Source organism: Psychrobacter sp. BF1, assembly GCF_019279065.1.
Lineage (GTDB): Bacteria > Pseudomonadota > Gammaproteobacteria > Pseudomonadales > Moraxellaceae > Psychrobacter > Psychrobacter urativorans.
On the sequence record NZ_JAGYWV010000017.1, the window covers coordinates 1 to 24747 of the forward strand.

General features: G+C 39.8%; 16 protein-coding genes, 3 pseudogenes and 1 other annotated feature. Of the genes and pseudogenes, 8 read left to right on the plus strand and 11 right to left on the minus strand.

Annotated elements, in window-relative coordinates; translation table 11 throughout:
- Window positions 1-942: 942 nt before the first annotated feature.
- Window positions 943-1299 carry a hypothetical protein gene (locus KZA12_RS13805; protein ID WP_218690619.1) on the plus strand — a complete coding sequence of 119 codons (357 nt, stop codon included), beginning with the start codon at window positions 943-945 and terminating at the stop codon, window positions 1297-1299.
- Between the two features lie 268 nt (window positions 1300-1567).
- On the opposite strand, the gene KZA12_RS13810 is transcribed toward KZA12_RS13805, so the two are convergent.
- From KZA12_RS13810 to KZA12_RS13845, 8 genes are all read right to left on the minus strand, one after another.
- Window positions 1568-2353 (minus strand): hypothetical protein, encoded by a 786-nt coding sequence (locus KZA12_RS13810; protein WP_218690620.1) that lies wholly within the window; start codon window positions 2351-2353, stop codon window positions 1568-1570.
- 23 nt (window positions 2354-2376) lie between these two features.
- Window positions 2377-3591, minus strand: a complete 1215-nt coding sequence (locus KZA12_RS13815; RefSeq protein WP_218690621.1) for an IS256 family transposase — start codon at window positions 3589-3591, stop codon at window positions 2377-2379.
- A gap of 257 nt (window positions 3592-3848) precedes the next feature.
- A complete protein-coding gene (locus tag KZA12_RS13820; protein ID WP_373416633.1) occupies window positions 3849-4577 on the minus strand; it encodes a M48 family metallopeptidase in 729 nt (242 codons plus the stop codon).
- On the minus strand, window positions 4577-7753 hold the full coding sequence (locus KZA12_RS13825) for a type I restriction endonuclease subunit R (protein WP_218690622.1): 3177 nt from the start codon (window positions 7751-7753) through the stop codon (window positions 4577-4579). Before KZA12_RS13825 ends, KZA12_RS13820 begins: the two co-directional genes overlap by 1 nt.
- Window positions 7750-9882 (minus strand): DUF262 domain-containing protein, encoded by a 2133-nt coding sequence (locus KZA12_RS13830; protein ID WP_218690623.1) that lies wholly within the window; start codon window positions 9880-9882, stop codon window positions 7750-7752. The genes KZA12_RS13825 and KZA12_RS13830 overlap by 4 nt, the downstream gene beginning before the upstream one ends.
- The gene (locus KZA12_RS13835) at window positions 9872-11368 is read right to left on the minus strand and encodes a DUF262 domain-containing protein (protein WP_218690624.1); all 1497 of its coding nucleotides are present in this window, start codon (window positions 11366-11368) and stop codon (window positions 9872-9874) included. The genes KZA12_RS13830 and KZA12_RS13835 overlap by 11 nt, the downstream gene beginning before the upstream one ends.
- 2 nt (window positions 11369-11370) lie before the next feature.
- Complete coding sequence (locus tag KZA12_RS13840) at window positions 11371-12669, minus strand: restriction endonuclease subunit S (protein ID WP_218690625.1); 1299 nt, start codon at window positions 12667-12669, stop codon at window positions 11371-11373.
- Window positions 12669-15392 carry a type I restriction-modification system subunit M gene (locus tag KZA12_RS13845; protein ID WP_256932987.1) on the minus strand — a complete coding sequence of 908 codons (2724 nt, stop codon included), beginning with the start codon at window positions 15390-15392 and terminating at the stop codon, window positions 12669-12671. The genes KZA12_RS13840 and KZA12_RS13845 overlap by 1 nt, the downstream gene beginning before the upstream one ends.
- A gap of 250 nt (window positions 15393-15642) precedes the next feature.
- Here KZA12_RS13845 and KZA12_RS13850 point away from each other — a divergent pair, with 250 nt between their 5' ends.
- The 4 genes from KZA12_RS13850 to KZA12_RS13865 all read left to right on the plus strand — a co-directional run bounded on the left by KZA12_RS13850 (window position 15643) and on the right by KZA12_RS13865 (window position 19556).
- The gene (locus tag KZA12_RS13850; protein ID WP_218690626.1) at window positions 15643-16122 is read left to right on the plus strand and encodes a hypothetical protein; all 480 of its coding nucleotides are present in this window, start codon (window positions 15643-15645) and stop codon (window positions 16120-16122) included.
- Window positions 16123-16481: 359 nt separating this feature from the next.
- Window positions 16482-17339: a PP2C family serine/threonine-protein phosphatase gene (locus KZA12_RS13855; protein WP_218690627.1), complete on the plus strand. Its 858-nt coding sequence runs from the start codon at window positions 16482-16484 to the stop codon at window positions 17337-17339.
- Between the two features lie 61 nt (window positions 17340-17400).
- Window positions 17401-18489 (plus strand): YafY family protein, encoded by a 1089-nt coding sequence (locus tag KZA12_RS13860; protein ID WP_218690628.1) that lies wholly within the window; start codon window positions 17401-17403, stop codon window positions 18487-18489.
- A 77-nt stretch (window positions 18490-18566) separates the two neighbouring features.
- Window positions 18567-19556, plus strand: coding sequence for a leucine-rich repeat domain-containing protein (locus KZA12_RS13865; protein ID WP_218690629.1), 990 nt, complete (start codon window positions 18567-18569; stop codon window positions 19554-19556).
- Here the strand turns inward: KZA12_RS13865 and KZA12_RS13870 are convergent.
- Both KZA12_RS13870 and KZA12_RS13875 read right to left on the minus strand, forming a co-directional pair.
- A pseudogene (locus KZA12_RS13870) lies at window positions 19534-19917 on the minus strand (transposase family protein); the annotation flags it as partial. The gene KZA12_RS13865 and the pseudogene KZA12_RS13870 sit on opposite strands and share 23 nt — an antisense overlap.
- A gap of 8 nt (window positions 19918-19925) precedes the next feature.
- Window positions 19926-20168, minus strand: a pseudogene (locus KZA12_RS13875) (IS5/IS1182 family transposase); the annotation flags it as partial.
- 305 nt (window positions 20169-20473) lie between these two features.
- On the opposite strand from KZA12_RS13875, the gene KZA12_RS13880 reads away from it, so the two are divergent.
- Both KZA12_RS13880 and KZA12_RS13885 read left to right on the plus strand, forming a co-directional pair.
- Window positions 20474-20779 carry an IS630 transposase-related protein gene (locus KZA12_RS13880; RefSeq protein ID WP_218690631.1) on the plus strand — a complete coding sequence of 102 codons (306 nt, stop codon included), beginning with the start codon at window positions 20474-20476 and terminating at the stop codon, window positions 20777-20779.
- Window positions 20780-20798: 19 nt separating this feature from the next.
- Entirely contained in the window at window positions 20799-21323 is a 525-nt protein-coding gene (locus KZA12_RS13885; RefSeq protein ID WP_218690632.1) for a transposase, read from the plus strand.
- Between the two features lie 61 nt (window positions 21324-21384).
- On the opposite strand, the pseudogene KZA12_RS13890 reads toward KZA12_RS13885, so the two are convergent.
- A pseudogene (locus tag KZA12_RS13890) lies at window positions 21385-22066 on the minus strand (integrase core domain-containing protein).
- Window positions 21754-21869 (minus strand) — a sequence feature (AL1L pseudoknot). (Overlaps the previous pseudogene by 116 nt.)
- A 308-nt stretch (window positions 22067-22374) precedes the next feature.
- Between KZA12_RS13890 and KZA12_RS13895 the strand changes: the two are divergent.
- Window positions 22375-24732 (plus strand): ATP-binding protein, encoded by a 2358-nt coding sequence (locus KZA12_RS13895; protein ID WP_218690633.1) that lies wholly within the window; start codon window positions 22375-22377, stop codon window positions 24730-24732.
- Window positions 24733-24747 lie beyond the last annotated feature (15 nt).

Genomic DNA, 24747 nt, shown 5'->3' on the forward strand with positions numbered 1-24747 from the left:
GGGTAGTCGCCTGCCGCTTCAATGAGCATGCGAACGGCGCGTTCTTTAATCTCAGGAGTATAATGTCGTGTTTTCATTGTCGTATTCTCTCAGAATATTAGGTCTCCGACAATCCCGGGGCGGTTCAGTAATGACAACCTAGGTGATGATATCAATATGATTAAAATAGTGTATCGCAATGAGCAGGCTGGCGTGATTTGTATTTAGCCTAAATTAAGCCCTATATAAGATGATTTATTTGGGGTTCTTGGGGTTACATATATAACGCATATGTATAAAAACACATCCATAGGGTAGCTTCCATAAGGATTAAGACAATGACAAACACCATCAAAATCCTAGTACAAAATCAAAATGTCGTTAACCGCTTCATTGGCATCATTGCTGGCAAGTACAAAGAGAGCTTAGAAGCCTGAACCATGAGCGGGTTTGATAAAGGTGTGTTTATAGTCAAATGCTTTTATGAAGCGACTGGCAGCTCTAAGAAAGACGTTTTTGACCTAGTGTTTGGCAACGGTAGCTTTGACCAATACCCAGCTGACGATATAACATTGCTGAGCTAGTAAACCTAAAGCCCTGCTATAAGTAGAGCGATTACTTAAATAAGGATAAACCCATGATCAACAAAACTAAAGACTATCGATTAAAAGCCAATTCCAATTATGAGGCAAAAGTTAAGCATAAGGTTATTATCTTAAGGTCACAAGACCAAGCACTGATCCCAATCCTTTTAACCCTTTGGTAAGAAGGCTTTTGTCTGAGCATTATGGGGTCGAGAATATAGAGATATAGCTTGATGGTTGATGGTTGATGGTATTTAAAACGATAGCTATTTGTTTACGAACGTTCACATAGGCGGGAAAGAATGGATATCGTTATAAGGCTTGAAGAGTGGGGTAGATGGTCAAATGCTTTTGACTTTGGCACAGGGTTCAAGCCGATATGGGGAGCTATAGAGGCACGCACCAAGTACTGATACTTAAGCGCAAATTAAGCAAGCCCTTAATCACAGATGATGAGTCTGCCATGATTGATAAGGCGGTATTAAGACTTCACTATAATCATCCGCTGCTAGCCAAGATAATCAAGAAAACCTATATTAGCCAAAATTCTATCCATGAAGTTGCCCGCTATCATGTCACACTGTTGGAATTTCCTGAGCAAGCCAGCCTTGATTGGAATGATCCAAATAAGCGCAAGGTTGCCGACAAAGTAGTCAGGTCAATGCTAAAAGTGGCGCATGATATCGTTGAGCAGGAATTGAACTATATTGAGAGTAAGCAACGCAAAAATGGGTAATCGCCCCTGTTACATCACTTTTTTGACTGTTTGGCAGTGATACCTAAATAGTAACTATTAAAACTCTAAAACTTGATACTATCATGACCCTATCGGGCTCGGCTAGTAAAAACAGATCGATAATAAAGTTTGATTTAACATAAAAATAGACTTATTAATGAGACATGATTCAAGAACTGGAGGCACATATGTTAGTAATCGCTGATAAGTTGATGATCTTATTCAGGCCAGTAAAACACATGAATAGTCTTATTGATTTCGAGAAAATTCAGGGAAAATCCTCTATCATTATAGTTGTAAGTTGTTGAAATTTCTCACCAGATAATATATTCGCCTTGATACCATTCCATGTCATATAACCATGGCCATCAATAATGTCAAAAATATCATTATCGTGCATATTTAGAACTTCTAGTAGATCTGGTAACGCTAAGTAGTTAAGTTCAAGAGATATACTATCTTTTAATTCATCTGAATTTAACTGAGCGACAGAATGATTGTTATCAGAATTTTCTAGCCAACCTAAATGCTTGTTTTTGACTTTCATGAGCGTCTGGCTGATAAAGTCATCTCTAGAGCTAATACTAGAAAACTCTCTTATTGAACATATAGTATTGCTTAAGCTCTCCTCCATTTCCTCTATATAGCTTTTTTGAGAATCCTTTGTAAGCTCAACATCATCGTAGCTTGTACTTGTATCAGAGAAGCTTTCGGCTAAATTAATAGATAATTGTGATAAGTAGTACAGGTGAGTTTGCGCTACCATAACAGTATATTCATCACAAGCGTCATACTCCCGTAAAATGCGATGTATAAACGTAATACAAGCTTGGATAAAGAAATAATCATCATCAAATGTAAAGAGGATATTCTTATAAAAATAGGTTGCGACTACTTTATTAAATTCGCATATTAGGTATTCATGATTACTTGACTGGCTATCCTCATGAAGGGCTTCCAATAAGTCGGATATAACTGTAAATTTATTAACTGAGAAGTTTAGATTTTTAAAGTTTCTCAAAACTTCGTGCAAATCAGAAAAACCAGAGACCATCCCAGATTCTGTGTAACTGCCATTTAGATTAAATGCCTGCTTATACGGTCATCAAACATAATCATAAAGCGATTTAAAGCAGACGTCCAGTTACGGATTGGCATCGACCACTTTTTAGACGCCTGCTGGGTGGCTAAGTACACCACTTTAAACGCTGCCTGATCAGAGGGGAACACCTTACGCTTATTCACCGCCGTCCGAATCACACTGTTTAGCAACTCTATCGCATTGGTGGTATAAACCGCTTTTCTGATGTCTTTAGGATACTCGAAGAACACCGTTAAGCCCTCCCAGTTATTACGCCAAGACTTGATGACATGCGGGTACTCTTTGCCCCATACCTCATCAAAGTGCTCAAGGTTGGCCTCTGCTATCTCAAGCGTATCAGCGCCGTAGATGGCCTTTAAATCAGCCGCTACGGCCTTCTTATCTGTCCAAGGTACAAACTTCATTGAATAGCGCACCATGTGTACGATACACAGCTGAACCTTGGCTTTGGGATAAACCGTGTTGATGGCATCGGGGAAGCCCTTTAAGCCATCGACACAGGCAATGAGGATATCTTGTACCCCGCGGTTTTGTAGTTCAGTGAGAACACCCAGCCAGAACTTAGCGCCTTCATTCTCTGAGAGCCACATACCAAGCAGCTCTTTTTTACCATTAAGACCCACGCCTAGCGCCAGATAGATAGCCTTGTTGATGATCTGCTTGTCTTGACGTACTTTAATGACAATGCAGTCTAAATAGACGATAGGATAAACACTGCTCAGCGGCCGGTTCTGCCAAGCGGTGATGTCCTCTAATATATTATCGGTGACTCTTGAGACAAGAGAGCTTGAGATGTCGACATCGTAGAGCTCTTTAATGCTCTCTACAATCTCGGTGGTGGTTTGACCCTTGGCGTAAAGGAATATGATCTTGTCATCAAGGCCACTAATACGGGTTTGATGCTTACTGACGAGTACAGGCTCAAAGCTGCCACCGCGGTCTCTTGGGGTGGATATCTCAAGATCGCCTGTGTCACTGCGGACGGCCTTTTTAGTGTGTCCATTACGCTTATTAGGTTTATCCGCCTTTTCATGCTTGGGATAGCCGAGATGGTCTTCCATCTCAGCTTCTAAGGCAGTATCAATAAAGGATTGCATGAGCTGCTTTTGGAAGTCTTTGATGTCATCAAAGCTTTTCATGCTACCAGCCATTTGCTCGGCCAGCTTTTTAATGTCAGATTGAGTAGTCATTGCTTATTCTCCGGTTAATGGATTATAAGCAGTTACACAGTTTTTAGGAAAGGCTCAAAAACCATCAATGGATTCAAAAAGCTGTTTATAGTTTTCGAACTTTGATTTTACACTACGTTGTATATCGTCAAGATGTGGTTCTAAATCCCTATACATTATAGCTTCCTTAAGTAATCGATTTGTAGTGATATAATAATTCTGAGACGTTACTTAGAATAATAACTATCATTCTTTACTACTAACTGGGTTATCAAAAGTTACTCCCGCTGCTTCCAGTTCTCTTGACCCAAAGGCATTCGATTAAGTAGATCACGTCTCGATCTCCAGTCAGGCATGTGTGTATCTAATAAAGCTTTAAACCTATTGTTATGCTGTCGTTCTCTAAAGTGTAATAGCTCATGCACAATGATGTACTCTAAACAGGGAAGGGGCTTTTTAGCTAATTCAAGATTAAGTAATATTCGTCCTTCCTCGATATTACAGCTTCCCCACTTAGTCTTCATTTTTTGTACTTGCCAGCTTGAGGTAGTCACATCAACCTGCTCAGACCATTTATGGATTAAATCAGGAGCACGAGCTTTGAGTCGGGTGCGATAGTATTCGTTTAATATTTTTAATTTATCAGCAGTTGATGTTCCAATACTGACAGTTAAGATAAGCTTGGCACCTTTTAGTTTAACTCGACTTACTATGCTTTGAGTTGCATCTAACTCAATAACCTCAAGCCGGTAACGTCTGCCCCATAAATAATGCGTCTCTCCACTGATCATTTCTCGAGTAGACTGGCGGACTTGCTTGGCAAAATTTGCCTGCTGTTTTCGAATCCAAGGTATACGGTTAATCACCGCCATTCGAATAGCAGTTTCTGTCATTGATTCAGGTGCAGCCACTCTAATTTGACCGTCAGGTGGCATCACACTGATATGTAGATGCTTAATGATCTTGCGCTGCAATTGAATGTCTAACGAGCCAATAGTTAGTTGCACTATTTATATTCCGCTTGAGCTTTAATCAGAGACATAGTTTGTTCTATATCGACTTCTATTTTGTTGTCAGCCTTTTTATTATATTGGGCCACAGTTTCTCTGACAGTATTTGTAATCTTACGCTCTTTTAGCAAATGTCCTATCCAATCTGCTTGTTTATTTCGCCTGACAGCGGCGTCAAGTTTATCAGCCAATTCTTCGTCTTGATCCAAGTTATCATACAATGCGCGTTTAGCATTGGTATTTATGGATTCTGGATAATTACTATTCGCACCATTAGGTCTTAGCACCTTGCTAGACAGCTCTCTAATTTTTTCTAAGTATTCTTTATAATCCAATGCTTTTTGCCGACGTAATGTGATGAGTTCATCTAGTAAGATAGACATGTGCTCATAGTACTTAGGATTAACAGGGTTTTCATCAACGATCGTTTTACGCACGTTATTTTCAATGGTTTCAGCCACGTTACTTTCATCGTTAGTAATGTCATCGGGTAGCGCCTTGATAAGCTCATCAGTCCCTTTATCGACGATTAGCTCAATCAAACCAAGCTCTTCAAAGTCCATAACGGTATCGCTGGGTTCAGCACGGATATAACTGTCAAGCAAGTGACGCATGGCTGGCTCGTAGAGCTTCATATCGAGCATATCGGCGCTCATCATTTTGATGCTTTCGCGTACGCTCTCAAAGTGCTTAACATCGTTCTGAATGCGAGTGATTTCAGCCGCACTATAGCCACAGTCTGCCATTTCATTAGCGATGTTGGCATAAGCACGTAATAATTTAGCTACGCTTTTATACAAGGTAACTCGCAGCTGTTCTTTCTCTAACTTTTCATCAATAGAGGCGTCATCTGTAGAGCAGAAGTAAGCATAGTAATCTTGGGTGTTCTTAGGGTATTTAACAGGTTCGCATAAACCTCGTACCATCTCCAGAGCATTATCTAAGTCTTGTTTGGCAGACTCAAGGCGGTTTTTTAGTAATCCCTCGATGTCTTTACTGTCATAGTCAGAGAAGGCACCCTGCGTATAGCTAGATATGGCTTTATCTAGTGACTGAAATAGATCCTGATAGTCGATAATGTAGCCATATTCTTTATCTTCACCGTCTAGGCGATTAACGCGGCAAATGGCCTGAAATAGATTATGATCAGCCATCTTTTTATCGATATAAAGGTAAGTCGCTGAAGGTGCATCAAAGCCAGTTAACAGCTTATCAACAACGATCAATAATCGCATCTGCCCAGGTTCATCGACAAAGCGCTTTTTGACTTCTTTCTCAAAGTCTTCAACTTTCGCGCCAGCCTCTTGTTCATCGATATCGTAATATTCGGCGATCATTTTGCGATAGGTTGCATATTTAAATAGCTTTTCAGTCGTGCCCTCACCAGTTTCTTCACCCTTAATGCTATCGGCAGTAGGCTGATAGCTAGTAATGATGGCAACTTTATCTTTTAGATGAGTATGGCTAAACATCTCATAGACTTTGCAGGCTTGGTAGATACTGCCACACACGAGCATGGCGTTACCTCGACCATCCGCCAATCGTGGGCGTGTCTCCATATCATATAAGATATCGTTCTTGATTTGCTCTAGGCGAGAGTGACTCGATAACACCCGCTGCATCGTGCCCCATTTCTGCTTCAGCTGAGTTTTAGCAATGTTGGTCAGTCCACGTGTTTTGGCATCGAACCATTTATCAATTTTGTCTGGTGACAGCAACTGTTGGTCGATATCACGTGCCTCATAACGCAAATCAAGTACAACGCCATCAGCTACCGCTTCATCGAATTTGTAGGTATGGATATAGGGACCAAAAACCTCAATAGATTTTTGCTGGTCTTTTTTTAGTAGTGGCGTACCCGTAAAGCCAATAAATGTAGCATTAGGGAGTAGGGTGGTCATCGCGTTGTGTAGCCGACCTGACTGGGTACGGTGACACTCATCTACGAAGACATAGATGTCGCCTTTAGCGCTGAAGTTTGACGAAAGGCTGTTTTTTAGCTCACGGATAAAGTCATCAGTACTACCAGAGTCATCGTCATCGCTTTCACCTTGCCGCCCAAATTTATGTACCAATGAGCATATCAGCCAAGGGTTGGGTTGATTAAGATTGTTGATCAAATCTGCACCACTTTTAGTGCGATAGATATCTTCGTCAATACCTGAAAACACGCCTTCAATCTGTTCGTCTAATTCTGTACGGTCAGTAATGACCAGTACACGGCTATTCTCAATATTCTCACGTATCCACTTGGCTAGCCATACCATAGTGAGGCTTTTACCTGAACCTTGGGTATGCCAAATAATGCCATCTTTACGCTCAGCAAGATAACGTTTCGCCGATTGCACGCCAAAGAACTGATTATGCCGGCAAGTTTTCTTGATGCCCATGTCATAAACTAGAAAGTTGTGAATGATATCGAGAAAGCGTTGCTTGTTGCAAAAATGATATAGATGCGTGTCTAATAGCTCGTTGCTAGCATCTAAATTGCTAATATACTGTGGAATACTGGCATCTGATTGTGGCGTATGGTCAGGGTGTGCCTCTTTCCATTCTAAATAATAGCGCTCTGGTGTCTCAATAGTCCCATAACGCAATCCTTGGCTATCATTACCTGCCATGACCAGCTGCATAGTGGTAAAAAAGTTACGAACGAAGTCCTTGCTTTGGTTATCAAGATTTTGACGTATACCTTCAGAGACTGAAATGGTAGAGCGTTTAAGCTCCAGTACGCCAAGAGCGATACCATTCACATATAACACCACATCAGGGCGTTTTTTATGTTCGCCTTTGATCGACACTTCTTCAGCAATAGCAAAGTCATTTGCTTCCGGGTTCTCCCAGTCGATTAACCAAACCGTTTGTGTGTGCTCGCCCGAGCCTTCCTTTTCTTTCACACCATAGCGTAGCAACCGATAGATTTCTTTGTTGGCATCATAAAGCTTGATACCACTTCCTAAAGAAGCTGCCTTTTCCAAGGTGCTAATAGCACGTGCGATGAGCGGCGTACTGACATTACGCCCTTTAAGCCATTGCTCTAGAATACCCCTTTCAATGTTTTTATTGTCAGCTCTGGAGTGCCAGTTGCCTAAATAACGATAGCCTAATTCGTCTTGAAAGAATTGTACGACACGATTTTGGGTTATCCGTTCCCGCTGGTTGATGTTACTCATCGTTGTTCGAGCCCTTGTATATTAATATTCAAAGCTTTTTCAAAAAGTTTAAGCATTTGGGTTTCATGTTTAAGAGCTTGTTTTTCACCCCATTTATTATCGCTAGACTTAAAAATTTCAATCATCTTATACAGTTTTAGGGAGTCGACACTTTTTTTGAAAGCCTCGTCATAGTATTCTTTTTTAGCTAAAGGCATGTGGTTGCTAACACGTGAATTTAGATTGCTATTTATTAAGCAGAGATTACCAAACTGATGCAAATTAATATTTACTTCATTTCTGCTATCTTTATGAATTGGGTTTTGTGGTAGAAAGTGTTCAATAGAGCCTTGGGCTGTGAATCTAAAATTATTTCTGATTTCAGAAGGTATTGTGCAGTTAGACCAGATTAAATAGTCGAGATAATTGAATACAAAGCTTCTTATTTTTTGGTAGCTTAGCATTGTTAGTAGCTGTTTAAGCTCAATAGTGATAGCTGATGGTGAGTCTGTCTTTTCTTTACAATTAACAAAATCATTGAAGTAGCTTTGTATCACTGTACTAAGGTCACTTTCCTCAGTTGGGGTTATATATCTTTTGATCATAAACTCTCTAGCTAGCCTTTTAAGATACTTTAAAAGCTCATCGCTACGAATACTAGACTGTTTACTATCAAATGTATGATTAAGATATTGTAGACTTGCATTGAGCCAATATTTATAATTCATAGCCGGTGCAGAAACGTGGAATGCACTTTGCAATATCACTAGCTCAGCATTTAAGTTATCTGACATGCCCTGTGTGTAGCTAGCACCTGTTTTAGTTTTTTTTAGGCTTTCAAGCGTCCAATGACCTTTTCCTTCTTCAGTATTACGTTTAATAATATTTTGGTCAAATAAAAACTTAGTTTTTAATAACGTATAGATAAAGTTTTTGACTTTGGCTAGCTGGTTATCTACTTCTTCATTTATAAGATATTCATCAAACTTAGTAAGCAATTGCTTGTCATCAAGAGGGATGCCCTTATTCGCAAGGACATCTTGGTTGTTATTGATGTTTACATGTATTCTCAAAACCTGTAACAAGAAGTTTGGAAAGTTTATAATGCTATAGTATATTTCCTCATTATCGTCTTCCGATGTTTTCTTATTAGGATTAGACGGTATGATGACTTTTTTATTAAATAAAATATCATGTAGAGTCGACTTTTCTTCATTTTTGTCGTATATATCTCGACTATTAATACGATCTTGTCGAGTTTTATTTATTTCATGCTGCTCTTCAATATCTTGCTTATAACTCATTAACAAATCATCGAAACTCCCTACTTTGAAATCATTCCATTCATCTGAAAAAATCTTTGTACGCAGATTGGTCTTAAACCCATATTGCACATATTTATTCATATTACTGCAGGATTCCCACACTTTATGAATTAATGATTTAACAACTTTTTTATCTGCAAGGTTTATTTCATGTTCTTTTGTGTTTTCAATAATAGATAGCAATCTTGCCTTAATGATTTCATGTTTTTCTAGTTGTTCACCCCGGTTATTCATTACTTCAAAATAATGGTTGAGGTCTGTTTCTTGAGGAACGGGTACACGAGCTATTTGTACGTTTTTGAATAAAAAAGAGCAAAAGCTAGCTATTGATATTTCGGGTTCTTCTTTATCAAATAGACGTTGCATGACTTTTTCTAATATCTCATAGCCATGAACTATGGAGTCGTTTTGATATATAGCTGTCATGTTTTTATTAAAAAGTAATGATAAAGTGGTCGCTGAATGAGGGCGACTTTCAAAATGTAGATTAGGCTCTTTAAAGTTCTTTAGATACTCAGCACAATTAGAGATTTCATTTTTATATAAATATATGGCTAAGAGAGTTAGTGTGGTTAATCGTTGTTGGCCATCTATGACTTCAAAAACAGCCTTATCTTTTTTGAAGACTACTAACGTACCTAGATAATAGTTTGACTCAGGTTTTCTCTTATATGCATCAATAATATCTTTGATCAGGGTTTGTATTTCATCAATGCCCCAAGCGTAATTACGCTGGTACATAGGTATAAGATAAGTAGTGTCACTAGCCAGCAAATTGCTAATATCTAATGGTTTAATCTCTGAAGCAGTGCTGTTATTTTTCATTTTGTTTCTCCAGAGTTATATAGTTAAGATGTCTGAATAGTCTGTATATTTCTCCAGCACTCTCTTTTCCCTGCTCATCTATTTCTGGGAGTTGATTGGTGTAAATTTCGCTATACTTAAGTGAGGAGATAGCAGTCACCACCACATCTTTTGATACTGTGGCTTCCTGTATGCGATTGAACATACCATTATTGCTATTTGCGTGGTTGTCCATACCATCAGGACGAACAGAATAGTTTTTTAACCGAATTTGATATGCCCAAATAAATAGGATTTCAATGGCCTGTGATAAGTTTTCTGTGCCAAACTTATCAATATAATAAATCATCGCATTGTCAAAAATGTTTCGTGTATGCCTATCACCTTTTCGATGACGGCGGTATTTCGAATAAGTATTTAAGGTATAAACGACTTTTGAGGCACGTTGGTTTAGTTTCTTCTCAAATAAGGTTACTTCATGACTAAAAGCTTCAATATCACTCTTTTGAATCTGAACTGCTCTATATGTTTTTATTAGTGCATCATAATGTTCCACCATTTCAAAAAAACGCTTGCCATTGATGATTTTTTGTTCAAGCGAAAAAGGGTAGGAGGTGGGTGTTTTGGCAATGCTACGGTGAATGCTGTTATTGTAATCGTCAATATAGTAGTGAGTAATTGATAAGCTTTTAGCATAGGGTGGTACGTTTTCTTTATCTAAGCTGATGCCCTTAAATTCTGCTATGTCATGTTTGCCAAAAAATTGTGCTGATTTACCTTTTGACCATCTTTTAATTCGATATAGATGTTTTGAGAATAGCCATGCTAGCTTATCATCGTCTAGGCTCTCCCAGTAAGTTACAGTATCTTTTTTTAACTGCTCATCATCAGTATTGAACTCACGCAAATGGAAAGCTTTGAGCAGGTCATGAGGGTATAAGTCTTTGCCTCGAGCATTTTGGGAGTCGAAAAACTGAAAGGCTTCCGACTCATCATTAAGTATAAATATGACTACTTCACAACCATCCAATAAAAACTCGATATGCTTAGGAGTAAAGTCGCCTCGGCTGATAATGCGAGATATGGCTTTATAGTTTTCATGTAGGTTATAAAGTGAAAAATTACTACTAAAGCTTTGCTTTTTTGAGAAGGCTACTGCTTTCTGTGGTAGATCACCTAAAACTTTACGAACATGTTTGGCGTCGTAAGTATCTTCATCTTTATACCGCTCATTTATAGCTAATACAGCTAGCATTAGAGTGAGGGTGCGCTGTTGACCATCAACAATATTTAATGTAGTACTATTCTTTTCGTGATGAAGTACTACTGTACCTAAGCGATAGGCAGGCTTATCGAGTTGCATTTTAATATCATCAAACAGACTAGCAATATTTTCGATATTCCATTTGTAAGGGCGCTGATACTCAGGGATAGTTAGTAGACCTTCACTCAGTAACTGCTTTACTGAGATTATCGTTCTGTGCTGGAGGGTGATTGATTCACTCATAATTAGTGATTACCCTTATCAGCTGGCACATAATTATTTTTCTCATTAAATGGGCTTACCAAGCGTACTTTCCCAGTCAATAACTGCTGCATCATGCCTTGCTTAATATCCTGAGTTTTAGTAAGTCTCGTGTGTAGCGCTTGGATTTCTGTGTCCATATCTGACAATATAGTAGCGATTGCAATTTGTTCTTTCTTACTTTCTGGATAACATATCTGAACTTGTCCTATTTCAGCCATATTTATTTTTTGAGGTGTAGCATTTACTAGTGCTCTTTTTTCAATTTCTTTTTGAAATAAGTTAGATTTTGAAAATTCATACATATATTGTGACTTAATAGTATTGCTAGGTTTTATCAATGCAAGACTAACGTAAATACTTGCATCCACATCCCAATCAATAATTCTAGTTTTACCTATCGAACCAATACGAGTCATTAATATGTCGCCTCTTTCAGGTTTACAACGCTTTATCAGGCGATTGTGTTCTTCAAAAGAGATATGTTTAACATTAACAAAATCATTAGCTGTAACATTTTCAACACTATAGAATGGCACTCCATTTTGAACATACGATGGAGTGTAGTGTGTACCGTCATTTATATAAGAACTTAGTTTAGACAATGTGTTAACTTCCCAATCCTCTGGAATAAAACCTAACTCAGTCTGTTTAAACCCTTTTTTGTTACCATCCTCACAAATAGCAAATTCAGGCAGGCGAGTTTTACCTGTGAGTAGCTGCTGCATGGTAGCCGTTTTAATAGCTTCTTTTTTAGAGATAAGCCTTTCTAAAGATTGAATTAAGTTATCGATATCGGATAGGGCAGTGGCAATAGCGGTTTGTTCTTCTTTTGGAGGCAATGCTACATTCATATCTGCAATCATTACACGACGCACAGAGTCTACAGAAGACTTTGCAGTCATAGACATAACTCTGTCATAAAAAGTATTACTAAAATACAGATAAAAATAATAGCCATCTAGTCTATTGTCAAAGCTATGCATCAAATAGACTCTTTGATGAAAATCAAATTTTCCATTTATGTAGTGATAAATCTTTCCAGTACCAACGCCATCACCAGCGGTCAAGACACCTTCACCATCAAATGAAAATGAGTTAATGTGTTCTATCGTTTGTGAACGAACAAAAAAGGGATATTTGCCGGTGGCAATTTTGTCTTGTGTGTTTTTACTTCCAGTTGTAATCTTTGATAAATTTTGAATTTTATCAAAACTCCAATCCTCTGGAATAACACCAACCTCAGTACTTTTATAACCTACGGGAACTTTAACATCACTCATTACATCACTCCCATCGCTTGCAAGTGCGCAGTGACCTTTTGGCTTAATCTATCGACTTCATCGAGCAGATTTGGTAATGGCTCAGCATAGCGTTCTTCCAGTACCGTGACACGATCGGCAAGCTGGGCAGTAATACGCTCGATCTCTGACTCAACACGTAACTGGAGTGTTGCTTGCCATTTATCAGTGACCAGTAAGGTTTTAATGTCATCTTCAGTTAGCGTCGGGTACTTTTTAAATACTGCTAAATTTAACGCGTCTTGGGCTTCTTTTACATCCTTTTTCGCTGTGGCTTCAGTATCAGTTAATTCTAAAAATTGCTGAATGTTTTGAATATCAGTAAAGTCGGATATAATATCTTCTTGCATTTTTTCGTCGATTATTGTCACTGCTTCTTTTTCGAAATCTTTTACCTTTTTTAAACCGACTTTTATTAAACTATCTTTTTTGATATAGGTATTAATCGTATCGATATCTTCTGCTGATGCGTCGTTATTCAGATAAGTATTCAAGTTCTTGAGAGTAACCTTGCCACTATACTTATTGGCCTTATCAATCACCGGATTCTGAGCTAGTGTTAGTAGCTCGTTTTGCGCAGTTTCAATCTCTTTATTCATTCCCACATAATCTTTATATTGCTCAGGAGCGAATATCCTATAGGTAAGAACATAAAAATCTTTTAAGGCCTCGTTAGCCTCTTTTTTGGTGCTTATGTTATTAAGTACGCCTTCTTCATTGCTATGTTCTTCGACAAACTCACTTAAAGTAGTGCTTACAGTATCCAGCTCAGCTTGCAGCATATCAATATGGTCTTGCTCGTCAGAGTAATAGCGGTCGATTATTAACGCTGGCGAGATAAGCTCGGCTTTGTATTTGGTTTTATCGATGATTAGATCTGCTGTTTCTTTGAGCTTCTCACCTTTTGTGACAACTAGCTTACGCATTTGCTTACCGACTAGCCAGCCATCTTGGGCAATAGCATAAACATCGTCTTGCATCGACTCTGACCAATAGTCCATCAGGATTTGATAGATGTCATACTTGTCGAGTAGGGAGGCATTGGCATAGCGCTGTAGTAAGTCTTCACTGATACGGTGAATGATGGCTTTGGCTTTATCACCTTGTTGGATATCTACAAGGTTGATAGCTGTCCACCAGTCACTAAATGGCGTTAAACTTTGGCTAGCAAACTGGATAAATTCAGGATGCGCAAGTAATGTCGCTTTGACTTTATTTGCTGGCACGAGACACTGACGATAGCCATCTCTTAAGTCAGAAAATAGAGCCTTGCGTAAGCTTGGGAATACTTGCCAATAGGATTCTAACGCATCGATATCAGCTAGCGGAATACCGCCTTGTAGATGAGCGACTAGATCATGCTGATCTTCATCTTCGCTTGCATCGATGTAGCGTGGAATATTAAGGTTGTACTCATTATCGATAATCTCATCCATGCCCACCATACGGCTATAACCTGCCAGTTCAGACTGATGATTGAACACATCGACAACTTTATGAATATCCTGACTACGTAAACGGTTTTTATTGCCGTCTTTCATATAGCCACGACTGGCATCTATCATAAATAAGCCAGATTCGCCGGTTGCTCGACTGGCTGCGGTTACTTTATCGATGACAATGATACAAGCAGGGATGCCTGTGCCATAGAATAGGTTGGCTGGCAGGCCGATGATACCCTTAATATAGCCTTGCTTGATTAGGTTCTTACGGATATGCGCTTCAGCATTACCTCGAAACAGTACGCCATGAGGTAGGATAACCGCACCAATACCAGTGCTTTTTAAGCTTTTGATAATGTGTAAAAGAAAAGCATAGTCGCCGTTCTTCTCTGGTGGTATGCCCCACGTAAAGCGACCGAATTCATCTGCTTCGGGATTAAGACCGCTCGTCCAGTTTTTATTACTAAAGGGTGGGTTAGCAACGGCAAAGTCAAAAGTTTTAAGCTGATTGCCTTCAACGAATTGCGGTGAGGCTAAGGTATTACCTTTATAGATATCTGCCCCTGCTGCACCATGCAAAATCATATTCATTTTTGCCAAAGCGGTCGTGGCTGAGTCCATCTCTTGACCATAGATTGTCAAACCTCGTGGCGCTTCGTCACTGGCTTTGAGTAGCAATGAGCCCGAACCACATGCTGGATCGTAAACAGTAGCGTCTTGTGGTGTATTTTCATTGATACCAATAATCTTAGATAAGATACGAGACACCTCTGACGGCGTATAGAATTGTCCCTTTGACTTGCCTGACTCAGTAGCGAAGTGGCGCATCAGGTATTCATAAGCATCACCAAGCAAGTCGTCCCCATCCGCACGGTTACCCGATAAGTCTAGACCCTCAAAGATACCGATAAGCTTAGACAAGCGATCAACATGCTCTTTGCCTTTGCCAAGCTTTTCTTCATCATTGAAATCGGCGACATCGATCACGCCTTTTAGACCATTCGCTTCGGCAAGCTTCCCGATGATTTTATCAACCTTTTCACCGATTTCTTTATCCCCTTTGAGTAGAACCATATCATCGAAGCTACCGCCTTCAGGGACTAGGATGTCACCATAAGGGTCGTCTTTGAATTTATCTGATACGTATTTCATAAATAGCATGGTCAATACATAGTCTTTGTATTGGCTGGCATCCATACCACCACGTAGCTCATCACAACTTGCCCAAAGGGTTGAATATATTTCGGTCTTTTTAAGTGCCATAGTTAGATCTTTTTATTGAATTTAAGAGGATTTTGATGGGTGATATTATACTGCTAATCGCTTAGATTGCTAGGCGTGTTATTGACTGTGTTTTATAGGGTAGATCCTAATATCTAAGTGCATGGTTGATCCCCGACTAAAAGTTATGTGATATAAAAATGAATTAAATTTAATAAGCTAAAGTTTATTGTTTGTTGAGATTTAATCAATCATAATCAGCCATTAAACAAACCAAGCCTAGGAAATATCTATGAAATTAGCGTCTCTATTTGTTCTTATCCCTTTATCATTAATGTCAGTCAGTGCAATGGCTGGAGTTGCTGAAGTTAAAGGTAAAACTCAATGCACTGTTATTGACTCAATCTCTAAGAAAAAAATGACAAAGTCTGCTTGTACTTACACGGGTGCCATAGGTGGTGCCAGTACTTATGGTATAGAAAATATGGACTATAAGCTAAAAAATGGTAAGAAATATAGTACTGTTAATGACGCTACTTTTGATTTTGGTGATGATGGTCGGGTAAAAAATTTAGTGGAACAGGTTTCTTTAAACGGTAAACCTGGCGAACTTGTACATATTAGAATGAAAACGTTCAAAGTAGTTTCTGAGACTGCAATGGATAATCTACGCGAAGCTCAATCTGCTGAATTAGATAATGGTATTTTAAAGTGCTTTAGAGCTATCAAAAATAAGGATACTGCTTTCTGCACTCCAATTGTAATGGACTAGATTCATAGCTATATAACGCTATCTAGTATTAATAATTGCACTCGAAGAAATTTTGTGTTTATTACTTAATAAAAGACGTATATATCATAAAAGAACCCCCATGAGTTGGACCAACTCATGGGGGTTCTTTTATGATATATTTTTTCTATCTTTCACTTATATTGCCGCTATTATATTTGAGCGTAAAATCCAATTTTATTAAAGAGGTCAATGTCTCATATAGAGCATGCTGGCTTGTAGAGTGATCTTTATTAGAATATATTTGTGCGCTAAAATTTCTAATAATAGAAAACCTAGAAAATAATTTTATAGGTTGTTCGTTATACTAGCCTGTATGATAAATATATAGGCACAACATCATGAATATCTCTTCAAATAACCATGCAGCCCAAAATATGCTTCCTACAGCACAAACCTGTGCTATCACCTTCCAAGGTAATGCTAGCAATAATTTGCAACAAGATGCTTTTTTCTTTTTGGACAATTGGTATCAAGAAGATTTAGGCGTGATGGCAGTGACATCAGTCGAGCTTCCTTTTTGTTTAGCAGTCTCTGACGGTGTTGCCAGCTCTAATTATTCACAGCATTGCTCAAAGGCGGTGGTAAAAGCGATTAGTCGGCTATGGAGTGAGCAGAAGAGCATCCGTTCAGAGGGTGTTCATCAGCTGATTAATAAAACTAAGCATTCATCCAAGCGTCATGGCGCGGCAGCAACCCTCGCGATGATTGTTGGAGAGCTAAATAGTGATGGAATAATAAAAGTAACGATAACGCATGTAGGTGACAGTCGTGTCTACTGGCTGCCCAAAGGCGCGGCACAATGGCAGTGTCTGACACGCGATCATAATCTGCTAAATGAACTCATCGACCAGCAGGCACAGGAGCAAGGTCGCCAAGCAGAGTTTACAGAATATAACCGAGAAGGGATGGCGGGGAGCTTATATAGCATTACTGAATGCTTTGCATTGACCACTGATGACAGTTATACAAGCAGTGAAGCACCAGAGAGCATCTCTCGAACGATGGATATTGATGGTGGCGACTGTCTCTTGGTTTGTACGGATGGTATTCATGACTTAGTGCCAAGTCAGCAATGGCAACCTGTCAGTGCGGAGACTGATTTACAGGATTGGCTAATCGCTCTGAAGGGCCAAGTTTATGATTCAGAAGGCGATGCTTATGATAATGGCACAGCGATTTTGCTTCGTTTTGATTGAACGATTGTTTTAGTAATGAAGCTATAAACTTACCATTGAACGATTTAACTGAGAAACCCATATGTCCACACACCCAATCGCAAGCTATACAAAGTCGACACGTCTATTCGCTTTATATCAATGTCTGCCTCGGAGTGAAGCTGATGCTATGTCATTAACAGAGCTTATGGTTGGTTATGGTGATAATCCGGATAATTTCGCTAATGAGCGTAAGAACTTAGAGAATGATCTGATTGCCTTAAATCAAATCTTTAACGATATTTTTTATAGTAACGCCTTGGTGAGAGTACCAGCGTGGGAGCAAAATATTAGCGGCAAAACAGCACACTTTTATATTGAGCCGAGCTTTAGCATCGATATTATCAATGAGCAAACGGTGTTCTTTTGGGAGATGCTAGATAAATACACTGCAAACTATTTACCAACCTCTTTTAAGCAAAGTATTGCAGATAAGCTCACCCAGTTAGGTCGGCACAACAAGGATGGTTTCCATCAAAGTAAGCTAGGACAATGGCAAGATTATCTCATTACCTTACCGAGCATAGTACAGGCACCGACGCTTAAAAATGATGTGATTGCAAGCATTCACCAAGCTTTGCTAAATAAGCTGCAACTTAAAATAAGCTATCAAAATAAATGGCATGGCAGTTCTACTGAAAGAGTTATCTACCCCAAAGGGCTTATCTTTATTGACAATATGATCTACCTCACAGGCTTTAATCCTACTGATGATCATATTGATGATGAGGTACTGCTAAAAGCGCATCGTAATTTTGCAGTCAATCGTATCACTGAGGCAGTAGTCATAGATAAGCAAGTACCTGACTGGGTAGGGCGAGATATTTTTTCATTAGATAACTTGAATAAATTAGGTAAGTTAGAACCTACTGATAGTATCCAAATAAAACTGGTTTTAAGGGTGCAAAAATATGCCTGTCAGCATCTTTATGAGCGTCCATTATCACAAGATCAGCAGATTACTATGACTGATGATACTTGGAATCAGGTAAGTGCTACTGTTGCCAATACTAAGCGTCTTCAAGATTGGTTAGTAAGTATGTCGCAGTTGGCCGTGGTTGTTGAGCCAGTAGCGTTGAAAGGGGTTATCCATGAGCGTTTACATAGTGCGTTAGAGTTGTATGGAGATTAAGATTTAGTTGTTAATAATGTGATCTTAAATTATTTAACGACGAGTTGCTTTTCAAATTTAACAGGAGGATTAATAACATGATGACAAGCAATACTATTAAGCCTATTCGTCGCACTAGTATTCAGGAGTATCTGCTAAGACAGCAGCGTCTGAATCGCAATGCTGTAGTAGATGAAGATACTGACCACATACCTCTTGAAAGTATCGATCGAGAAGCCCTACAGGAAGTAATCAAATGGGCAGAATTGTGCAATCTACCTAGCCATACCATTTCAAGAGATCCTGATGAGCTGGCTAATCAGACTTCTTTATCAATTGATTCGTATACGCAGCCCATACCAAAAGCTATTGGTTGTTTGACTCAATTAAGAAACTTAGCTTTGAATAGCTGCATGTCATCGGGTAGTGATGCCGGGCAAGCTGTTGATAGTCTGCCAAATACTATTACCGATCTAGTTAATCTTGAAACGCTAAGCTTAGTATGTAATGGCTTAGCTTTTCTGCCGGCTAATTTGCATGAACTAAAAAATCTAAAAACTTTAGAAATTACTTTTCATGATGTGACTACCGTTCCTAAAGTACTGGCAGATATGAGCTGTAATATCAAGTTGCACCTGCATAGTAATCAAGACAAATTACCAGATAACTTGTTAGATGATTTAGCAGATATCCGCTGCTTGACCGAACTGTTAATTAACGATGAACATTTAACGATATTACCCGATAATATTAGCCAACTTACAAACCTAAGAGCATTAAATATTACCAGTGGTTCATTAAAACAAATCCCGCAAACCATTGGCGATCTAAGCCAATTAACTCACATGAGGCTAAATTGTGAAGCGCTTGAGCGTTTACCAGAGTCAGTAGGTCAGTTAAGTGAGTTAGAGGAGCTTATTGTCATTAGTGAAAAAATAGAACAGCTTCCTGATAGCTTGGCTAATCTAACCCATCTACGTGAGTTAGATATCCCTGCTCATTTAGTTAATCAGTTACCGATAGGCATTATTGAAAGGTATCGCAATAATAGACCTCTTGCAAAAGTCATAAACCAAGCTCGAAATTAACAACACCGGCGAATAGCTTAATTCTAAGATCATAGCGCTGACGACGGTTGCGATATTTATGAGCAACAATTTTGAACAATTTAATTAAGCCTATTTTATGTTCAATCATAATACGAAACTTTGCCAGATAGTGATTGGCTTGTTTGCAGAGCTCTAACAGTTGGCCCCCACGTGGCTTTTTAAAGGGGGTGAAGCTCTGTTCATGTAACTTTGCTATACCTTGATAACCACTATCTGCTAATAGTTTAACGTCACAAGGTAACCAGTCAGGACAAGTATCTTTATAGAGCTTAAAATCGTGGATTGACCCTTTGGAAGTTTGAACATCTAATATCAAACCTGTTTTCCAGTGAACGATTACTTGAGCTTTTAAGGTGTGTTGTTTCTTCTTGCCGCTGTAGTAGTCTCTTTGGTTTTTTTTGGACGCTCAATAGGGGTTTCGGTTGCATCGACAATCACGACTGACCAATTAATATCGTCATCGACTCTACTAGGCAGCTTTTTAGGTAATTCAAACTTGCCTGAATTGATAAGAACATATTCTACTTTACGAATAATACGGCTAGCAGAAGACTCATGAATACCAAAGTCCATACTGATGTGGTACAGCGTCCGGTATTCACGCTAATAAGTCAGGGCCAGTAATATTTGTTCCTGTTCCCCAAGACTAAGCACCCTTGGTCTACCTGATTTGGTCTTTTGGGTTTCATGCTGCTGCATGGCCTCAAGCATTTCATAAAAGGTCGCTTTATGAATACCTGTATAGCGTTTGAAGCCTGCGTTATTTTGTTAGAGTAGCTTATCTATGTTTGGCATGGTTCTTAGCCAGTTGTGAATGTATGAGTTATTGTAAAATCCTCTGCTACTTTTGCAAGAGGTCTAATAAATCAACTAAACGATTATCAGTATAAATAACCATGACTTACTCCCTAGATTATCGCAAACAAGTTCTGAAAAGCTTAGATGAGGGCATGACCTTTGCTGAAGCTGCTGTTTTCTATGATATCAGTCCAACGACCATCCAGAAGTGGAAAAAGCGTCTCCACAGTAAAACCACTCGAGACATCAAGCCCTACAAAATAGAGGATGAAGCCTTAGCTCAAGATGTTAAGGATTACCCTGACAATTACCATTATGAGCGAGCCCAGCGTTTCAGATGTAGCCCAACAGGTATTAGTAAAGCCTTAAAGCGTATTGGTATTAGCAAAAAAAAAGACACTTGAGCATCCCAAAGCCTGTCCTGTGAGAAGAGCGACTTATCTGGCCAAGCTTAACCACCACATCGCTCAGGGCTTTGCTATTGTCTACATGGATGAGAGTGGCTTTGAAAGTGAGACGATACGCCGTTATGGTTACGCGCCTATTGGTAGCCCTTGCATTGACCGTTATAACTGGCAAGCCAAAGATAGAACCAATGTCATTGGTGCGCTCTATGGCAAAATGCTGTTTGCACTCGATTGCTTAAAGACCACCATCAATAAAGAGGTTTTCTATCACTGGTGCAAGTTCACGCTGCTACCAAAGCTTAAGAGAAAATGTGTACTTGTGATGGATAACGCTGCCTTTCATAAAAATAAGCGTATTCAAAAACTACTGAATAGACATGGCCATCGTATTCTATGGCTACTACCCTACAGCCCTGATCTGAACCCTATCGAGAAGAAGTGGGCTCAAGTGAAGTTTCTACGCAAAGGCTGGATGGAAAATGACGTATCTAAATTGTTTTATGATATTTGTCCAAAACATAACTCTTTTGTAGTGCAGTGATTATAGTAGCACAATAGGGTAGGTGAACCGCCCCGAGTATATGGAGGTTGATTTACTTGAGTCAGGCAGCTTCACCTAACAGATTATCATAATAGCGCTTTATAAACTCAAAAGGTGACACATAACTAATCGTGCTATGCAGTCGTGTTTTATTGAACCAATCTACCTATTCAAGGATTGCCAGTTCAACATCATTTACGCCGTTTCCGCTCTGCTTTAGATATTTAATCACCTCAGACTTATACAGTCCATTGACTGTTTCAGCCAATGTATTGTCATAAGAGTCGCCTATTGTACCAACAGAGACAATAACGTTCGATTCATCCGTACTAGAAGTGTAGGGGATGGATAAGTACTGAACCCCTCTATCGCTGTGCAGTGACCGCTGTTCAGGGTAGCACTTTAAGTATTTAGCACGGTGATAGATTGACGGGCAATCGGTAGGACTCTACAAATCAGCTCGATCCCATAAAGGTGTTTATTGTCGTCAATAAAGTCGACCATTACTTAGGTGGACGGCCCGTCTCCGCCTGGGCTTCAATCCCAGCAGCCTTGCGTATAATTTCGTTGGCTTGCTTGAGGTCTATATTTTGACGTTCAGGCTCTTTAATACGTTGTTCTTGGCTTTGCGTTTGTACTGAGGCAGGAATGGCTGACCATGTGGAGGGATAATCTCCTGCCGCTTCTATTAGTATCCGAACGGCACGTTCTTTAATCTCGGGAGTGTAGGTTTGTTTTTTCATTGTCGTATTCTCTCAGAATGTTAAGTCTCCGATAATCCCGGGGTGGTTCAGCCTGACATATGCTCCCCATAAGAGGAGTGTCGTTTATGCTAAAAAAAGTCGCAGGAATAAATAATGAAGAGATCATATGGCTGCCGCGAATAACGAGGCAATAGCAAACATAAGGTCAAATACTATTCTTGTCATCATATTGTCATAACGGCATCGTATCCTTGGGCCTATTATAAATAGCGGTGGCGTCACACTCATATCTTTAGTCATTCAATGACTTATCGAAAACAGTTAGCGCATAGATATTAGGTGTGTTTATGAAGGTTGTTGGTCGGTTTGGTAGTATTTCCACCCGTATATTGATTATCTTAACATTGGCTTTTTTGCTTATTATTTTGCTGGTGTACTGGGTCATCGAAACCCAAGCTAAGCCGCGCATACTGGAGATGACCTCAGAGACAGTGGTTGAAGCAGGCAACGAAGCCATTAACAGCATCATGGCGAGTATCAATCATGTCGACGGACTGGCGAAAGCCACCAGTACGATGGCGGGCGGCTTGCCAAAACAAGACGCCCTTTATAAAGAAACCTTTGGCAATCTCATGCAACAAATGGATCAACGCATTGTAGGCGGCGGCGTATGGTTTGATCCAAATATGTACGCTGAGGGTAGAGAGCGGCAGTCATTTGTGTGGTCACGTGATGAGTCAGGCAGCATGCAGCCATTAGAGCGTTACAATCAAGCGCGCCAAACCCCCAATCCCTATTATCGTGATTGGTGGTATATTCCTGCGATGTACGCGCGTCATGACCACTGTGTCTGGAGCCGTGCCTATGTCGATCCGGTGAGTAATCAGCCGATGATGACGTGTGCCAAGGCATTATACGATAGTCGCAATCAGGCTTTTGATGGAGTGGTGAGTTTTAATCTGCTATTAGACAACCTCGGTGAGGCGATGAAAAAGTGGCAAGATAAGCTCGGTGGTTATGTCTTTTTAGTAGACTTGGACAATCGGTTTTTGACCTTTCCAGATCAGTCGATGGTCATGCACGCAACTAAAGATAGCGGTCAGGGCCAGGTCGTAACGGCACGGCAGTTGGCAGATGCCAACCCTAGCTTTGCCCCTATTGCGGACAGTCTAGATAGCATTAATCAGACACTGATAGATGAGGCAGTAACTAAAGATGAAAGCCGCTATACGCTCGCTGCTCGTAGTATTCTAAGTACGACCAATCTGAATAAAATCAGCGAGCAAGAGTCCAAATTACTCTCAGCATTATTGCTGTTAAATATCGATCAAACGTTTAATTTGGTAGACAGTCATTTGGTCGATACCATCTCTGTGCCCAATGATTTTGTGTTGCAGCAGCCCGCCACCGCCTTCGTGTTTCGCATGCCGTTTACGTATTGGAAGATGGTCATCGTCAAGCCTGATAATGACCTGATGAGCGTGGCAAATGCCCTGTCTAATAAACTGATTCAAGCCATGCTGTTGGGCTTCATTCCTATCTTGTTGTTGACCGCATGGGTATTTCGTCGCTACTTTACGCGGCCGCTAAAGCACATGGCACAGTCAGTGGCTGACATGGGGGTGTTAATTGAGCAAAAAAAATATCAACAATTAAGCGCGCACAAACTTCCTCATTCAAATGTCAGTGAGATTCAAGTTATTAGTGAGCAGACCAATCAATTGATTGATCGCGTCGTCGAGAATGAAGGCGCACTTGCTGAAATCAATGTTCATCTAGAAAAACAAGTCGCCGCCCGCACACAAGATTTACAGCAAGCCATGGATGAGTTAAAAGCCTCACAAGTACATCTGGTGCGCTCCGAAAAAATGGCTACCCTTGGCCAAATGGTGGCAGGTGTGGCGCATGAGGTCAACACGCCGCTGGGCTATGTGCGTAGTAACATGGAATTGGTTGGCGATAACCTTATGCGTTTTGATGAGTTGCTACAGCATACCGATCAATTATTGCATGCCTTAAAAGCGCCAACTATTAATCAAGAACAAGTCGAGCAACTGATAGAGCAAACCTTACAATGCTGCGAGGAAATTAAAGAAGATGAGGTCAGTGAGGATTTGGCCGATTTGATTAAAGATGGACTTTACGGCGTCGATCAGATTGCCGAGCTGGTCGTCAGCTTGCGCGACTTTTCTCGAATTGATGAATCTAAGGTAAAAGATGTCGATATCAATGATTGCATCAATACCTCATTGATTATGGCGCGCAATAATTTAAAAACTCTAGACGTCGAAACCAATCTAGTAGAGCTGCCGCTGATTCAATGTAATCCTTCGCAAATCAACCAAGTACTATTAAACCTATTTAATAATGCCGCCCAAGCCATACCGAGTGATCATAAAGGGACATTACAAGTGAGCTCATCTATTGATAAGGCGCAGCAACATGTTGTGGTACGCATTATAGACAATGGATCTGGTATCAAAGAGGATGTTTTAAATCATATCTTTGAGCCGTTTTTTACCACCAAAAAAGCAGGCGATGGCACAGGATTGGGATTGGCCATTACGGCACAAATTATGGAGCAACATGATGGACGCATTGAGGTTAGCTCAATCGTTGGGGAGGGCACGACATTTACCCTCATGCTACCGATACAGTCTATCGCTCATGAACCTAAACCTTCACAAGCTTTATTTGAAAGTTGAGAGACTTCCAATCAC

Bases quoted from the DNA above. Each gene is read 5' to 3' on its own strand.
- KZA12_RS13805 (WP_218690619.1), top strand. From the start codon at position 943: ATGGGGAGCTATAGAGGCACGCACCAAGTACTGATACTTAAGCGCAAA.
- KZA12_RS13810 (WP_218690620.1), bottom strand. From the start codon at position 2,353: ATGGTCTCTGGTTTTTCTGATTTGCACGAAGTTTTGAGAAACTTTAAA.
- KZA12_RS13815 (WP_218690621.1), bottom strand. From the start codon at position 3,591: ATGACTACTCAATCTGACATTAAAAAGCTGGCCGAGCAAATGGCTGGT.
- KZA12_RS13825 (WP_218690622.1), bottom strand. From the start codon at position 7,753: ATGAGTAACATCAACCAGCGGGAACGGATAACCCAAAATCGTGTCGTA.
- KZA12_RS13830 (WP_218690623.1), bottom strand. From the start codon at position 9,882: ATGAAAAATAACAGCACTGCTTCAGAGATTAAACCATTAGATATTAGC.
- KZA12_RS13835 (WP_218690624.1), bottom strand. From the start codon at position 11,368: ATGAGTGAATCAATCACCCTCCAGCACAGAACGATAATCTCAGTAAAG.
- KZA12_RS13840 (WP_218690625.1), bottom strand. From the start codon at position 12,669: ATGAGTGATGTTAAAGTTCCCGTAGGTTATAAAAGTACTGAGGTTGGT.
- KZA12_RS13845 (WP_256932987.1), bottom strand. From the start codon at position 15,392: ATGGCACTTAAAAAGACCGAAATATATTCAACCCTTTGGGCAAGTTGT.
- KZA12_RS13850 (WP_218690626.1), top strand. From the start codon at position 15,643: ATGAAATTAGCGTCTCTATTTGTTCTTATCCCTTTATCATTAATGTCA.
- KZA12_RS13855 (WP_218690627.1), top strand. From the start codon at position 16,482: ATGAATATCTCTTCAAATAACCATGCAGCCCAAAATATGCTTCCTACA.
- KZA12_RS13860 (WP_218690628.1), top strand. From the start codon at position 17,401: ATGTCCACACACCCAATCGCAAGCTATACAAAGTCGACACGTCTATTC.
- KZA12_RS13865 (WP_218690629.1), top strand. From the start codon at position 18,567: ATGATGACAAGCAATACTATTAAGCCTATTCGTCGCACTAGTATTCAG.
- KZA12_RS13880 (WP_218690631.1), top strand. From the start codon at position 20,474: ATGACTTACTCCCTAGATTATCGCAAACAAGTTCTGAAAAGCTTAGAT.
- KZA12_RS13895 (WP_218690633.1), top strand. From the start codon at position 22,375: ATGAAGGTTGTTGGTCGGTTTGGTAGTATTTCCACCCGTATATTGATT.